Origin of the sequence: Flavobacterium zhairuonense, from assembly GCF_004352915.1 — a bacterium.
Classification (GTDB): domain Bacteria; phylum Bacteroidota; class Bacteroidia; order Flavobacteriales; family Flavobacteriaceae; genus Flavobacterium; species Flavobacterium zhairuonense.
Genome location: NZ_SJSY01000075.1, coordinates 412,233 through 427,819, shown reverse-complemented (window position 1 = coordinate 427,819; position 15,587 = coordinate 412,233). Strand labels below are relative to the sequence as shown.

Below are 15,587 nucleotides of genomic sequence, written 5' to 3'. Positions count from 1 at the left end.
TAAAATCTGCCAAATCTGCGTGAAACCTTATTTCACAACCTCAACCCAGAATCCTTTTGTTCTGGCCAAGAAAGTATTATCATACATCGCTTCGCATTGTAAACCTGGTAAATAGTAATTTCCTAAATACGATGCGTTAAGCAATATTCTGAAAACTTTGGTTTCTCTGCTTGCCAGACTAAAATAGAAATTCGTTCTGTCGTCGCGAATATCGATATAATCAGCGATATTATTTACTGCGTCTCCATAATCCGTGAAACGGGTATTTACAATTTCGAATCCTGAAGGCAGAATCTGCGATAAAGCAACATTTTGAACTCTTTCGTTGCGTTGGTTTTTAATCGTAACCTCAGCAACAAATTCAGTTCCCTGATTTATTCTGGAAACATTAATTACACTTCCTTTTCTATTTTTGAATACAATACTAGCCGAAACATCATTCTGAACTGCGTTTTCTTTTCCAATTGGCAGAATTCCTGTATTCAACACACGCACATAAACCGTATTATTTTTATTGTTTTTCAGCGTAATACTGTTTGCTCCGCTTGCAGCAGATAAACTACGGTCTGCAATTGTTTTTTGTGTATTTATCGTTTCTCCTTTACCATTTTTGCTAAACTGAATATTGATTCCCTTAGGACCGTTGCTAATCGCAAATTTCGACATTGCATACAAGCAATAAGCCGTAGTTTGTGTACTCATCCATTGATTGGCTGACATTTCTTTGGCTAATCTACTCGCCATTGCAAACGCTTTTTGTTTTTGACCTAAAAGCAACATTGTTTCTAAAGCCATTGCTCTGTTTCGTTCCTTTGAACCGTAGTAATAATAACTGTAACCATCAGAATCACCATCAATACTCGTATTTAAAAACAAACTTTGTCCTGCCGATTTTTGTCCAGCTAAGACATACGCAGCGGACAAACGAAGCTTACTTTCGTTCGAAATTCCTTTTGTTTCGCGAAGTCGATTCATTGAGGATAAATCAGCGTTTCCTGCTAAAGCCAATGTGTATAATCTGTAAGCTTGAGCCAGATCATTTCCGTATTTTGGCTCAAAACGCCATTGTTTTGCTTCTTTTTGTTGATACGAAAGCCATTTTGATTTGAAATTAATTGGCAATACATATCCTTTTTTCTCGGCTTCAATCAAGAAATGTCCAGCATAAGATGTTCCCCAGTCGTCTGCGACGGCATTTCCTTGCCAATACGGCATTCCTCCATTCGACAATTGGAAATTACCCAATCTTGCAATTCCTGCTGTAACGTTTTTTTGAATTAATCCTTTACGAATTGCATCAATATCGGCAACATCTCCTAGATACAATTGTGGGAAAACAGATGAAGTAGTCTGCTCCACACAACCATGTGGGTATTGAATTAAGAATTGTAATCTTCCATTCAAATTCATCGATGGCATAGACGAAACTTCTAATCTTGCTTTGTTGCTTCCGGCAATTCCAAATGTCTTCCACGAAAGTGTTTTAGTACTGTTTGGAGTTAAAACAACATCCGTAAATGTACTCGTAACCGGATTCGGATTTGTCATATCAATTTCGACATCGTAACTTGATTTTTCATTTCCTGATGTTGCAATGACTTGAACTTTTGCAATTCCCGTTGCAGAACCAACTACTAAATTGAAATACGCCATTTTTTCGTCAGGCGAACTAAAAGTTAAGGATTGTGTTGCGCTTCCCATTACTTTCAAGCCGTTGCTAGTTTTAATTTGAATAGAAACATTTTTAATTTTGTTTTCTGTTGCAAAAACCGTTACTGGAATTGTTACTTTTTCTGAAGGCGAAATTTTTCTCGGTAACGAAGCCAAAACCATTAATGGACTTTTAACTGGAGTGGCTTTTTCAACACTTCCATAAGCGCTTGTATTGGCATCACCAGCTACAACCATAGTTCGCACAGAACCAATATATTTTGGCAATTTTAGTTGATGTGATTTTGTTTGTCCTTTTTCTAATTTAAATGGTCCGTAATACAATACAACGGGTTTAAAGCGGTTTGCTTTTTTAGCTTTTCCTCCTCCTAAATCCTGATCTCCACCAATACTGAAAATCTGATTTATTTTTCCGCCATAAGCCCCGATAACATCATCATAAATATCCCATGTTTTTACTCCTAAAGCTTCACGAACATAGAAACTATCCCATGCATTTGGTGTTTTAAAACGTGTTAAATCCAAGAGGCCTTCATCGACAACTGCGATTGTATAGGTCATTTCCTTACCTGATTTTTCACCTACTTTAACTGTAAATGGTTGTTCTGGTTTCAAAACATCCGGCATATTGATAGTTGGTGCCAAAATCGTGTTTTTATCTACAACTTCAATCGGAACGATTCCATACATACGAATCGGAGAATCATTTTTAGTTGAAGCATGAGGTTGTAATAAGGTAATATTAAAATACACATTTGGGGCCATTGCCCCCGTAATTGGAACTTCGACTTTTGTCTCTCCCTGTCTTGTTTTTGCCCAAAGCGTTTGCACTACTTTTGATCCGTTTTCTATTGAAATCAAAGCACGTCCGCCTTCACTTGAAGGAAATGAAATTTGTGCTTTTTCTCCCACTGCATAATTTTTCTTATCTGTAGAAAAAACCAACATGTTAGCTGTCGAAGCGTCGCGGTTACGCGTTTTTCCAGACCAGATTGGCCAGTCAATATTTACTGTTAACGCTGTTGCATGTCCATCTGAATTATCGGAAACACGAATCAAATATCGCCCCCATTCTTCATCGGTCAATGAAAAATGAACACTTCCTTTTCCGTTTGAGTCTGTATTAATTACAAAGGTTTTATATGAAGTTGTTGCATTCGATGAATTATAATTTGATAAATTATCGCTTGACGAATCCCACCACCAACGCCAATCTACTTTGAACACTTTTACTTCTAAATTCCTAACCGATTTTGGCCTTCCATTTTCATCAACAGTGACAATATCAAAACGATTATCCGTTCTGGTTTCAAGCATGTTGTATTTATTAAGTTCTGGCGATTTAATTCCGACATATGTTTTATATGGCGAATAAGTCGTCGCCACAACATCGGTACTGAAATCTCCGCCTTCTTCATATACTTTTGTGATGAATGAAGCGCGAAGCATTCCCGGCGCTTGGCCTTGTAATTTTGGTTGAATATTTACAGAAGCTTTTCCGTTTTCATTTAATTTTCCAGAAAAAACATTGATTTCTTCTGTACTAAATTGGCGTACCAAATCATCAAAACTATATTTCTCATAACCTTTAAATGTCGTTGCTTGTTGCGAAAATTTAGCCTGCATTTCTACATTCAAATTCTTCGCAATTGCACCATGAAGCCAAGTCACTTCAAGATTATCTGTATTTGGATACGACGATGAAAGTGTAGTTCTTGTAAATGTATTTTTGATTTTTAGACGATTCGGCTTAATAGTTTCAATCTTGATGCTCTTATAAAATTTTGCCCCTCCAACGCTTACCATTGCTTCCCAATTTCCTGTTGGTGCATCTTGGTTTGTTGGAACTATAAAAGCATAATGATTTAAATCATTTGTTTTTTGAACAGTTTGATAAACTGTCTTTCCATTCGGATCGTTTAATCTGAATTTAATTGGGTGTGATTTCGGAAGTTTATTCGCCGCATCATTCAAAATAAAAGACAAATACAAATTATCGCCCGGACGCCAAACGCCTCTTTCTCCGTAAATAAATCCTTTTAAGCCTTTTTGCAAAGTCTCTCCTGCTACATCAAAATTACTTACCGATAATGAAAGTCCATCATCCAATTTCACATAAGTCGATTGATCTCCTAAAGTAACAATTGCAAAATAGGCGAATTTATCCAATTGAAAAGATGCTATTCCTTCACTGCTTGTTGCCTGTGTTCCAATTTTTTGTTGTTGAAAATTATACAAATCCACTCTTACATTCGAAACTGGTTCTGTTGTAACAATATTGTTTACAGCAAAAAAGTATGATTTATTTTCTCCTCTTTTGGCAATTACACCCAAATCAGAAGCTAAAATATTGGTTGCAATTTTTGCATTATAAAAATACGAATTCGAGCAAGGATCTTGACTTTCGCGCCATTCATAATCATCATAGTAATAATCATCGTATGAATTGCCACTATAGTTTACATCATTTTCATCAACTTCTTCCTCATCTTCACTTTCGTCTTGATCGCCATCTGATGTTTCACATTTATAAAGTGAATATTTCTTTTTATATTCAAATTCTACTCTATAAATCGCCCCCGGTTCAGGTTTGATTATTTTTGATAAATCCAATGCAAAAGTGTTCCATTTACTTGGATTGGTAAGTTTACTTTCAACCAAATTGAGTGTTGTTTTCGCAACAGGCTGGGCTACCTTTTTAAGATTTTGCCCTCCATTCAGTTCATTGTATTGCAAAAATTGCAGAATATTGTTTTTGTAGATTTTATAAACCTTTACATCAACAGCTTTTAGATTAACGGCTTCAAAATTTAGTTTTAAATTGTTGGAACTTGGCAAAATTGTTCCATTTTTAATAAAACGAACACTTGGTTTTATTTGATCAAAAGAAATTTTTTCAGAATAATTGGCATCCATTTTTTTGCCATACTGACTTTCGATTCCCTGAAAAATTTCAATTAGCAAATCTCCTGCAACGATTTGTTCAGGCTCAGCTTCAGCATCTTCTTCCTGAACTACTTCTACAGGTTCTGAAACTACCGCACTTGCACTATCAACAACAACTGCTGAAGAATCTACAAGCGAAACTACAGTTTCTTCAACAGGAACTACAACTTCTTTTTTTGCAGGAGCTTCTTTTTCATTATTAAAATATACTTTCAGCAAATTTCCATCTGTAGAAAATTTCAGATTATTGGTATTTTGAATCGAAACCAATCCTTTAAAATCCTGTCCTTTTTCTAAAGGCTCAGAAAAATTAATCAAAACCGACTGATTATTTCCGTCTGGAACTTCAACTTTTACGATTTTAAATTCGTTAATAGTTGTGATCGGGAAATCGATTTGTCCTTTTTGATCAATATCAAAATCACTTCCATCATATAAAATTTCAAGATTTGACGCCTCTGAATAACGCTGAATACTATCAATAATAAAATGAAATTCTTTACCAAAGCCTGATTTTTGGTCAAATTTTATTTTAAGATTATTCCCTTTTTGTTTCGCTTCAACAAGCTTTTTTGCTGTTTCAACATCAATATTATCCGCTGTTTTCAATACACAGTTCAAATATTGATATTCTTTGCTATACGACTGAATATCTGCCGTATTGATTGTAAAATCCTGTTTGATTGTTTTGACAGTAAAATTGAATTCAGAAAGCTCTTTTTCTTTCTCCTTCGGAAGTGTAATAAGCTTATCAAGCTTTAAAGTTACCTGATATTCTGTGCCTGGTTTCAGCTTTTTTTCTGGAATAAAAGCAATGGTATTTGACGAAAGCGCAACTACTTTTCCGTCAACGCTTGGCGAAATATCAAACAAATCGCTGTCTAATTCTTGATTGGCTTTCCATTCTTTTTTATCAAAAGCCAAAACCACCCTAATATCAGATTCCGACGAGACTATACCTCCCGTGAAACTGACTATATACTCTTTAAATAATGAAAAATCAGAATTGAAATCGGCTGCTGATTTTCGGCCGCAAGATTGAAAAATAAAAAACACACAAAACACGAGAACTAATCCTTTTGCTTTCACTTTTATTTAGAGTTAATGGGTTACAATTTTAAAGAAATCAGAGAACATTTTAACATTTGACTGTTACAACCATAACTATCAAATGATAAATATATTGTAGTAAATATAAAATATTTTCCGAGCTTTTTTAAGAAGAAATTTCTTTATTATTTATTTTTAACTTTTGTTGAAGTTTTACAAAAAACGAATTATTAAAATGTTATATTCATATTTCTAAATCTACATAGGGATGCCAAACAATTCGAGCACATATTCTACTGAAAATGAATTTATAGTGAAAAACAAAAAGATCATTATTTATCTATTGGGCGCAATATCATTTTTTATTTTGATAGCTTTTACAGATTATTATGTTTTACCTGCTTCAAAAACAAATGATGTAATAACTCAATATTTTGTTCGAACTTCTGGGAAATCAAATCAAACAGTTTCTTATCATTATTTTACACAAAAAGGATATGCCTTTTCTACAACAAAAGAATTTATTGAAGAAGGCAACATTTCAGTTGGGACTTCTTTATTTTTTAAATTTGTAACAACCGTAAAATCTGATAAAAAAGATTATACCGACCTACTTTCTAGCGGTTTAAGCATTAATGGAATTACCTTTTACACGTGTCTTATTCTTCTTTTTTCATTAGGAATAAGTCTGAAAATAATGCTTTCGAAAAAAGGTTTTTCCCAAAACACATTTTATAATATCGTTTGTTTTAATTCCTTTATGATATTTATGTGTTTTTACATGGGAGGGTATTTGTTTTAACTATTTGCGTCTTTCCAGAAAAAAACGTTTCATTAAATCGGCAGCTTCATTTGCCATTACGCCTGAGACAACTGCAGTTTTGGGATGTAGTTTTGTTCCCATATTGATAAAACCGCGTTGCTCATCACGTGCGCCAAAAACGATTTTCGAAATCTGGCTCCAGTACAAAGCGCCCGCACACATTTGGCAAGGTTCAAGCGTAACATAGAGCGTACAATCCTTCAAATATTTCCCACCTAAAAAATTCGCTGCTGCAGTTATAGATTGCATTTCGGCATGAGCCGTTACATCATTTAATAATTCAGTTAAATTATGACTGCTTGCAATTACTTTATCAGCAACAACAATTACAGCTCCAACAGGGATTTCGCCTTTATCAAAAGCCATTTCAGCTTCCTGCAAAGCTTTTTTCATAAAATATTCGTCTGTGAAAGGATTTATCATAAGTGCAAAAATAGGGTTTTTAAAATGTATTTTTTATTACTTTTAAATTTTGATATTTGAATATGGAAAGAAATTACAAAATAACAATTCCTGAACCGTGCCACGAAGACTGGAACAAAATGACGCCAAATAAAAATGGCCGTTTCTGCATGAGTTGTTCTAAAACTGTTATTGATTTTACTTCTATGTTGCCAGAAGAAATTCAGCATTTTTTCATTCAGAATCAAAATAAAAAAATCTGCGGAAGATTCAAAAAATCGCAATTAGATACTATTACAATCCAGATTCCAAGTCGTATTTTATATACACAAACGCAATATCATAAAGTGTTTTTATTGGCATTATTAATTACAATGGGCACAACATTATTTAGTTGCCAAGATAAAGACGGCAACAAAAAGAAAATTGAGAATATTGAAATTATTGATAATACAGAACAACCCCAAGAGGAAAACGAAGCAGTATCAAAATGTTATGGACATCAAATTGAATCTAAAAAAGTGATTCACAAAAAAAAATCTGTTGGCGTTACAATGGGCGCGTTGATTCCTCCAGGTTTTTCTGAAGAAGGAAATTTCAATTATCATATTATACATCAATCAACTGATTTGGATGTTCTGCCAACTCCAGAAATTGGAATGAAAAAATTTCATGACTTTTTCAACAAAAATTATGTTGCTCCAAAGCAAACAGAAAAGTTTAATGGCGAAATATCAGTCATATTTGTAGTTGAGGAAGATGGTAGTTTAAGCAATTTCAACATCACTAAAAATACGCCCAAAGAAATTGGAAAAGAAGTAATTAGAGTTTTAAAAACAGCTTCAAACTGGATTCCCGGAAAACTTAACGGCAAAACTGTCCGCTCTTCTTATATATTGCCATTTACAATTAAATAATAAAAAATATTCAACCCCTCATCAAAATGTTACACAAACAAACCTCTAATTATAAAATACAACTACTGACTTTATTTATTGCAGGAACAACATTATTCAGCTGTCAAAACAAAGAAACCAAAAAACAAGAAATTGAAAAAGCTCAGATTGCAATTGATACCTCGAAAAAAGAGTCAATTGCTGTTGATAAAATTCCGTCAGATGAAAATGAAAAAAAACAGACTGTAAATACTCGTCCACAACCATCAAAAGCAGATCAGGTACAATTGAAAAAAGAATCAGATAAAAATATTGCAAAAACTGAAAAAACAGAAAGCAAAAAGAATAACGTTCCCAAAAAAGAAAATAACAGCGTACAAGAAACAGCATCTGAAACAAATGCAGAATTTGCGGGTGGTTTTGATCAATTTTATACTTTTTTTCAAAAAGAATTCAAAAAACCCGAAGAATCAGGATTTTATAAACTCAAGATAAACCTCTCTTTTGCAGTAGAAAAAAACGGTTCTGTATCTTACCTTCAATCAGAACCTGCTATTAATAAAAATGTAGAACAAGAAATTATCCGAGTTTTAAATGCTTGTCCGAAATGGCAACCCGGAGAATCAAATGGCAAAAAAGTAAAAAGGCAATATTCTTTGCCAATTGTATTGCAATAGATCAACACAATAAAATTAAATTTAAAACCGTAAATTTGCTTTTTACCTTACAATGAAAAGCGATTTACTTTCAAACATATACAATCCGGCCGATTTACGTTTATTAGACGAAAGTCAATTGCCCCAACTGGCAAAAGAATTACGAGATTTTATCATTGATATTGTTTCTGTAAAAGAAGGGCATTTGGGCGCGAGTTTGGGCGTTGTAGAGCTGACAATTGCTTTGCATTATGTTTTTAATACGCCAGATGATTTATTGGTTTGGGACGTTGGCCATCAAGCTTACGGACACAAAATTCTAACCGAAAGACGAGAAAATTTCCATACCAACAGGCAAATAGATGGCGTTTCTGGTTTCCCGAAAAGAAGCGAAAGCATTTATGACACTTTTGGTGTTGGGCATTCTTCTACTTCTATTTCTGCTGCACTCGGGATGGCGATTGCCTCCAAACTAAAAAGTGATTTTGAAAAAGAACATATTGCCGTAATTGGCGATGCTTCAATTGCAAGCGGAATGGCTTTTGAAGGCTTAAATCATGCCGGAGTTACAGATGCCAATATCTTAGTTATTTTAAATGATAACGCAATCGGAATTGATCCTAGCGTTGGTGCTTTGAAAAAATACCTGACCGCAGTTAAAAATGGAAAAAATCCGAAGCAGAATAACATCATCAAATCGCTGAATTTTGATTATTCAGGACCAATTGACGGTCATGATTTTCCGACATTGATCAAAGAATTAAATCGCTTAAAAAAGATAAAAGGCCCAAAATTCCTTCATATTGTAACTACAAAAGGAAAAGGCTTGCAACAAGCAGAAGAAAATCAGGTCAAATATCATGCTCCAGGAAAATTTGATGCTTCGACTGGAGAAATTCATTTTAAATCTGAAGAAAATCTTCCTCCAAAATATCAGGATGTTTTTGGTTTGACCATTTTAGATTTGGCAAAAAAAAATGAAAAAATAATTGGAATCACGCCTGCAATGCCGTCTGGAAGTTCATTAAAATTCATGATGGACGAATTGCCAGAGCGCGCTTTTGATGTTGGAATCGCAGAACAACATGCTGTAACACTCTCTGCTGGAATGGCAACTCAAGGAATGATTGTATTCTGCAATATTTATTCGACTTTTTTACAGCGAGCTTATGATCAAGTTATTCATGATGTAGCTTTGCAGAATCTACCGGTCATATTTTGCCTAGACCGAGCTGGTTTAGTTGGTGAAGATGGCGCCACACATCATGGCGTTTTTGATATTGCTTATTTAAGAGCGATTCCGAACATGATTATTCATGCACCACTAAATGAAATTGAACTCCAGAATATTTTATATACTGCCCAATTAGGCTTGAATCATCCTATCGCAATTCGATATCCGCGCGGGCGAGGTGTTTTACCAAATTGGGAAGTAGAAAATTTCGGACATTATGAAAAAATTGAAATTGGTTCAGCAAAAATTATAAAAGATGGTACGAAAGTTGCGGTGCTTTCGACCGGAACAATTGGAAATAATGTTATTGAGGCTCTAAAACAATGTGACAACGCACATGAATTTGCCCATTATAACTTTAGCTTCATCAAACCGTTAGACATCAACACATTAAACCATATATTTTCATCATTTGAGGGCATAATTACAATTGAAGATGGGGTGAAAAATGGCGGTTTCGGAAGTGCTGTTTTAGAATATGCAGCATCACAAAATTTCAAAAATAATGTTGAAATTTTAGGAATTCCTGACCATTTTATTGAGCACGGAAGCGTGTCTCAGCTACAACATTTGTGTAAAATTGACGTTAAAAGTTTGGTAAATCTTTTTTCTAACAGTTCAAAATAATTATTTTGCACAACCAAAAAAATAAAAATAAGCCTAATGAAATTATTGCGTTCTACCCTTTTGCTGTTATTGCTACTTAGTACGTCAAATAACTTTGCCCAGATTATCCAAACTACTTTAGATCCATCTCAGCTTCCAAAATTGCCAACGTATTGGACTAAAAAAAATCAGCTTGGATTTGACATTTCAGAAATTGCTTTTGTAAACTGGAGCGCGGGGGGAACCAGCTCGATTTCAGGACTTTTTAAAGGGGAATTCGGACGAACTTACATCAAAAGAAATCACAAATGGGTTAACGAACTTATCGTAAAATACGGCCTAAACAAACAAGACGGAATTGAATTAAGAAAAACCGATGACGCCTTTCAATTCAACTCCACTTATGGTTTTAGAAAAGATACAATTTCAAACTGGTATTATTCTTCAAAATTAAATTTCAATACGCAGTTTACAAACGGTTATAATTATCCAAACCGAGATGTAGCAATTTCGAAACCATTTGCACCAGCTTATATTTTCCTTGGAGCCGGAGCCGAGAATTCAAACAAAAAGAAAAACAGAACCTTTTATTTCTCACCAATAACGTTAAAAACTACTTTGGTTTTAGATCAAGATTTAGCAAATCAAGGAGCGTTTGGGGTTAAAAAAGCGGTTTATACAACAGATCCAAATGACCCAAATGCTCAAATATTAGTTCAAGAAGGACAAAAGGTAAAAGCCGAATTTGGTATTCTTTTCACAGGTTATATGAAAAGTGAGATTTATAAAAATGTGTTCTACGAAAATCGTTTAAGCTTATATACCGATTATTTGAATAAATTTGGAAACGTCGATGTTGATTATGACACCAAATTAGATTTGGTTGTAAATGCTTATGTAAAAGCTAACATTGGAGTCCATCTTGTTTATGATGATGATATCAAAACCAAAAAGGATGTTATCGACCCAACAACAGGAGCAAAAACACAGGTTAATGATGGGCCAAGAATGCAGTTGCGTCAAGTTCTTGGCGTTGGTTTAGTTTATGCTTTTCAATAAAGTCGAAAGTCGAAAGTCAAAAGTTGGAAAGTATAAAAAACTAAAATTTAAAAGAATAAGATTTGTTCAATATAATACTATTCTTTTAGACTTTCCAACTTTCGACTTTATGACTTACTTATTTTTTCGTCCCTGAATCATTTCATATAATTCCAGTGCATTTCCATCTGTCAGAAGCGAAACATAATGGCATATATGAAGCAGGCGTTCGTATAGATTTCCTTTTTCTAAATGATGTTTTTCAGGAAGCATTTTCAGAATCAGCTTATCGTAATTTGAAGCTGCTCCTTCATATTTGTTATTAAATGCTGTTATGAATTTATCCAACAAAGTCTGGATGATTTGATAACCAACAATTTCTTTCTCAATAACTTCACGACTCTGGTAGATTTTTTCAATACTCAACTTGATAATATCATTCATCTGGGCTTTGTATTTGCTTTTATCAGTCAAAGCAAAAGGAAAATCACCGGCTAGAATTGCTTCTTCATTTTCAATAAAAACATCAACCGCATCATTGATCAAAGCGCCAATTGCCAAAGCACGCAAATAACTGATTCGATCTTCTTTAGTTTCTAATAATTTATATTTTGCAACGCCAATATTGTCTTTTACCAATTTGATTAAATATTCTAAAGCATAATCTTCAGAAACCAAACCTAAATTAATTCCGTCTTCAAAGTCAATGATTGTGTAGCAAATATCATCTGCCGCTTCAACCAAATAAGCTAATGGATGTCTTTCAAAACCAATATCGCCATCCTCTTTATTGGCAATCAAACCCATATCCTGAGCTACTTCTTCAAAGAATAATTTATCCGATTGAAAGAAGCCGTATTTTTTATCCGAAATCTTGTTTGTTGGCTTTTTTGGAAGACTTTCTTTTGGGTATTTCATAAAAGCACCTAAAGTGGCATACGAAATTCTAAGTCCGCCTTCAATTCCTGGACGACTTGCTGTAAGTACCGAAAATCCATTGGCATTTCCTTCAAAATCAATTAAATCCTGCCATTGTTTTGCGGTCAGTTTATCTTTGTATTTTAATCCTTTTCCGCTCGAAAAATATTCCCCAATCGCTTTTTCACCCGAATGTCCAAAAGGTGGATTTCCGATGTCGTGCGCCAAAGATGCTGCGGCAACAATAGCTCCAAAATCATTCATGTGATACCCATGAACTTCTTTTAAATAAGGATATTTTTCAATGATTTTCTTCCCAACTAAACGTCCTAAAGATCTTCCAACAACAGAAACTTCCAAACTATGCGTTAAACGTGTATGTACAAAATCTGTTTTTGAAAGCGGGATAACTTGTGTTTTATCTTGTAAACTTCTAAATGCCGACGAAAATATGATTCGGTCATAATCGACCTCAAAACCTAAACGTGTGTCATCTTGTTCGACACGTAATCTTTTGCTTGTATCGCCTTGTCGCTTTAATGATAAAAGTTGTTCCCAGTTCATTTTCCTATTTTAGATTTCTGATTTTAGACTTTAGATTATTCATCTAAACGTCAAAAATACGTTTTATTTTAGGATAAAATATGTCACTGATTAAGTTTTATTCGCCACGAATTCACGAATTTTTACAAATCATTGTGTTTAAATAATTCGTGAATTCGTGGCGGAAAATTTAGAAGCAGAAATTCTTATTTTCAAAACATGTTCAGTCCCCCTATCCACTATATCTTTTATGGTGAACCCCACCATAAAAGGATATCGTTCCTATCGGGGCTAGTCGAGAAATTTATACTTTCAAAAGATCTTAAACAAAAAAAGCACTCCAATTGGAGTGCTTTTAAATTATGTCTGCTTCGAAATTAAAAATTCTTTGAAACACCTACAGAAAATGCTTTTCCTAAATTAAAATTAAAGCTTTTTACCTCGTTTGTGCCATGTTCATAATTATAAGTATTATAGCTCAAACCTCCAATATTAAAGTTCAAACCAAACCCTTTATCAACATTAATGAAAATTGCAGGAGTAAGACCAACATAAAATCCATTAGCTTTATTATCTGATGAATTAACACCATTGACATTAGTATTTTTCTGATTTGTAAAACCTGATCCCAAATCTACATAGGCAGAAAAAGTTTGATTTAAAGGCTTAGAATAACGTAAAAAACCTCCTAACGAAAAAATATCTGATTTGGATTTAGAGTATTCAGTAGTAGTTAATTCAGTTTTTGAGGTTCCAATTCCTCCTTCAACACCCGCTGTCCAATTCTCATGAAATTGATATCCTACTTTTGGCGAAAAAATAAATGACCTAGATTTGGTTTCTAAACCTTGTCCGGATCCATTCTGAGAATTATATTCAATACTTCCCATTACTAAAAATGTCCCTTTTTGGGCATTAGCAAAGCTAAACATAGCTAATGCAACGATAACTAGAATTTTTTTCATATGTGTAAATTGTTAAATTCAATCATTAATTTAACAAGAAAGATGCCATAGATCTGCTTTGCAGATTTCTTAACAAAAAAGACATATTTACAACACATTATAAACTATTTACGCTTTTTTCAAAAAAAAGCATCCGCTGGCGGATGCTTTCTGAAATTGAATATAAAACTTAAGATTAGAAGTTTTTAGAAACTCCAATGTTAAATGTTTGTCCAAAGTTGAAGTAGAATTTACTGTAATCAGGACCATTATTATCATAACTTAAAGTCTCGTATCCTAAACCACCAATGCTGAAGTTTAATCCGAAACCTTTTTTCATGTTAATAAAAAGAGCTGGAGTAATACCAACGTACACACCATCAGCTTTGTCTTTTGAAAAAGCATTTCCAGGACCATACGTTTTATTTTTCAAGTTTTGGAAACCAGCGCCCATATCTGCAAAAACAGAAAATGTTTGGCTTAATGGCACTGAATAACGTACAAATCCACCTAATCTGAATCTGTTGTCTTTTTCTTCAATATTTCCGTTGTCAGTAGTAGCTGAACTAACTGTAAACTCTCCTCCTACTGTCCAGTTATCATTAAATTGGTAACCTACTTTTGGAGAAAAGCTAAATTCGCTTGATTTTGCTTCGCTAAATTGGTATTCTGATTTTTCAGAAGTGTAGCCAATGTTTCCACCTACTAAGATTGTTCCTTTTTGAGCATTTGCAAAACTGCAGATAGCTAATGCAGCCATCACTAAAATTTTTTTCATGATTTGGGTATATTTAAATTTAGCATTCCCTTAACAATAACGATGCCGTGAATAAAGGGCCTTCGTATTTTTTATCATTATTTTTAAAAGGCAAATTGTAGCAACCGAAACTATTTCTCGTTACTTTTGCAGTAAATAAAAAGTCCATGTCGATAGAAGTAAACAGCATATCAAAAAGTTACGGAGAGCAAAAAGCTTTAAATGAAATTTCTTTTAAAATTGAGAAAGGAGAAATCGTGGGATTTCTTGGTCCAAACGGAGCTGGAAAATCTACTTTAATGAAAATTTTGACGACCTATTTACTTGCCGATAGTGGCTCAGCCCTTGTAAATAGTCATGATGTCATGACAAACACTAAAGAAGTGCAAAGCTCGATTGGATATTTGCCTGAGCATAATCCGTTGTATTTGGATTTGTATGTTCGTGAATATTTGGCTTTTAATGCCGATGTTTATAATGTTCCAAAATCAAGAATCGAAGAAGTTATTCAACTGACAGGACTGACACCGGAAAGCCATAAAAAGATAAGCCAATTGTCAAAAGGATATCGCCAGCGTGTGGGACTTGCGAATGCTTTATTACACAATCCTGATGTTTTAATTTTGGACGAACCAACTACTGGTCTGGATCCGAATCAGTTAATGGAAATCAGAAATGTAATCAAAAATGTTGGGAAAGATAAAACTGTTTTTTTATCAACACACATCATGCAGGAAGTCGAAGCAATTTGCGATCGTGTCATAATTATTGACAAAGGGCAAATTGTAGCCGACAATAAATTAGACCATTTGGTTTCAGCCGATAAAGAGCAAGTGATTGAGGTTGAGTTTGATTATCAAGTCGAACAACAACTTTTGGCTAAATTGGAAAACATTACTTCATACGTAAATACGCATGACATGACATGGGAACTAACTTTTGTTACCGAAAAAGATATGCGACCTACAATATTTGATTTTGCCAATGAAAATGGCTTAAAAACACTTCAACTAAATCAGAAGAATAAAAATCTGGAAGCCGTTTTTAGAGAAATTACAAAATAAGCTTATTAATCACAAACCAAAAATATTCAAAAACAAATA

General features: G+C 33.9%; 11 protein-coding genes. 6 read left to right on the top strand and 5 right to left on the bottom strand.

The annotated features are described in order from the left end of the window. Nucleotides 1–27 precede the first annotated feature (27 nt). A complete protein-coding gene (locus EYY60_RS18430; protein ID WP_132990756.1) occupies nt 28–5,706 on the bottom strand; it encodes an alpha-2-macroglobulin family protein in 5,679 nt (1,892 codons plus the stop codon). A gap of 229 nt (nt 5,707–5,935) precedes the next feature. Between EYY60_RS18430 and EYY60_RS18425 the strand changes: the two genes are divergently transcribed. Continuing rightward, on the top strand, nt 5,936–6,469 hold the full coding sequence (locus tag EYY60_RS18425; protein WP_132990755.1) for a hypothetical protein: 534 nt from the start codon (nt 5,936–5,938) through the stop codon (nt 6,467–6,469). Here the strand turns inward: EYY60_RS18425 and EYY60_RS18420 are convergent, their stop codons facing one another. Next, the gene (locus EYY60_RS18420) at nt 6,470–6,913 is read right to left on the bottom strand and encodes a nucleoside deaminase (RefSeq protein WP_132990754.1); all 444 of its coding nucleotides are present in this window, start codon (nt 6,911–6,913) and stop codon (nt 6,470–6,472) included. A gap of 62 nt (nt 6,914–6,975) precedes the next feature. On the opposite strand from EYY60_RS18420, the gene EYY60_RS18415 reads away from it, so the two are divergent. The 4 genes from EYY60_RS18415 to EYY60_RS18400 are packed head-to-tail and all read left to right on the top strand — an operon-like array spanning nt 6,976 to nt 11,343. Then, nucleotides 6,976–7,809: an energy transducer TonB gene (locus EYY60_RS18415; protein ID WP_132990753.1), complete on the top strand. Its 834-nt coding sequence runs from the start codon at nt 6,976–6,978 to the stop codon at nt 7,807–7,809. A gap of 26 nt (nt 7,810–7,835) precedes the next feature. Further along, on the top strand, nt 7,836–8,465 hold the full coding sequence (locus tag EYY60_RS18410; RefSeq protein ID WP_132990752.1) for a hypothetical protein: 630 nt from the start codon (nt 7,836–7,838) through the stop codon (nt 8,463–8,465). Nucleotides 8,466–8,517: 52 nt separating this feature from the next. Beyond that, nucleotides 8,518–10,305 carry a 1-deoxy-D-xylulose-5-phosphate synthase gene (locus EYY60_RS18405; protein ID WP_132990751.1) on the top strand — a complete coding sequence of 596 codons (1,788 nt, stop codon included), beginning with the start codon at nt 8,518–8,520 and terminating at the stop codon, nt 10,303–10,305. Between the two features lie 36 nt (nt 10,306–10,341). Next, entirely contained in the window at nt 10,342–11,343 is a 1,002-nt protein-coding gene (locus tag EYY60_RS18400) for a DUF3078 domain-containing protein (protein WP_132990750.1), read from the top strand. Nucleotides 11,344–11,457: 114 nt separating this feature from the next. Here the strand turns inward: EYY60_RS18400 and EYY60_RS18395 are convergent, their stop codons facing one another. The 3 genes from EYY60_RS18395 to EYY60_RS18385 form a co-directional block, all read right to left on the bottom strand. Then, the gene (locus EYY60_RS18395; protein ID WP_132990749.1) at nt 11,458–12,804 is read right to left on the bottom strand and encodes a deoxyguanosinetriphosphate triphosphohydrolase; all 1,347 of its coding nucleotides are present in this window, start codon (nt 12,802–12,804) and stop codon (nt 11,458–11,460) included. A 356-nt stretch (nt 12,805–13,160) separates the two neighbouring features. Beyond that, on the bottom strand, nt 13,161–13,748 hold the full coding sequence (locus EYY60_RS18390; RefSeq protein ID WP_132990748.1) for an outer membrane beta-barrel protein: 588 nt from the start codon (nt 13,746–13,748) through the stop codon (nt 13,161–13,163). Nucleotides 13,749–13,923: 175 nt separating this feature from the next. Then, entirely contained in the window at nt 13,924–14,505 is a 582-nt protein-coding gene (locus tag EYY60_RS18385; protein WP_132990747.1) for an outer membrane beta-barrel protein, read from the bottom strand. 146 nt (nt 14,506–14,651) lie between these two features. On the opposite strand from EYY60_RS18385, the gene gldA reads away from it, so the two are divergent. After that, the gene (gene gldA, locus EYY60_RS18380) at nt 14,652–15,548 is read left to right on the top strand and encodes a gliding motility-associated ABC transporter ATP-binding subunit GldA (protein WP_132990746.1); all 897 of its coding nucleotides are present in this window, start codon (nt 14,652–14,654) and stop codon (nt 15,546–15,548) included. Nucleotides 15,549–15,587 lie beyond the last annotated feature (39 nt).

Excerpts from the sequence above, each read along its gene's own strand:
- EYY60_RS18425 (WP_132990755.1), top strand. The coding sequence starts at position 5,936 with ATGCCAAACAATTCGAGCACATATTCTACTGAAAATGAATTTATAGTG.
- EYY60_RS18395 (WP_132990749.1), bottom strand. The coding sequence starts at position 12,804 with ATGAACTGGGAACAACTTTTATCATTAAAGCGACAAGGCGATACAAGC.
- EYY60_RS18405 (WP_132990751.1), top strand. The coding sequence starts at position 8,518 with ATGAAAAGCGATTTACTTTCAAACATATACAATCCGGCCGATTTACGT.
- EYY60_RS18415 (WP_132990753.1), top strand. The coding sequence starts at position 6,976 with ATGGAAAGAAATTACAAAATAACAATTCCTGAACCGTGCCACGAAGAC.
- EYY60_RS18400 (WP_132990750.1), top strand. The coding sequence starts at position 10,342 with ATGAAATTATTGCGTTCTACCCTTTTGCTGTTATTGCTACTTAGTACG.
- EYY60_RS18385 (WP_132990747.1), bottom strand. The coding sequence starts at position 14,505 with ATGAAAAAAATTTTAGTGATGGCTGCATTAGCTATCTGCAGTTTTGCA.
- EYY60_RS18420 (WP_132990754.1), bottom strand. The coding sequence starts at position 6,913 with ATGATAAATCCTTTCACAGACGAATATTTTATGAAAAAAGCTTTGCAG.
- gldA (WP_132990746.1), top strand. The coding sequence starts at position 14,652 with ATGTCGATAGAAGTAAACAGCATATCAAAAAGTTACGGAGAGCAAAAA.
- EYY60_RS18410 (WP_132990752.1), top strand. The coding sequence starts at position 7,836 with ATGTTACACAAACAAACCTCTAATTATAAAATACAACTACTGACTTTA.
- EYY60_RS18390 (WP_132990748.1), bottom strand. The coding sequence starts at position 13,748 with ATGAAAAAAATTCTAGTTATCGTTGCATTAGCTATGTTTAGCTTTGCT.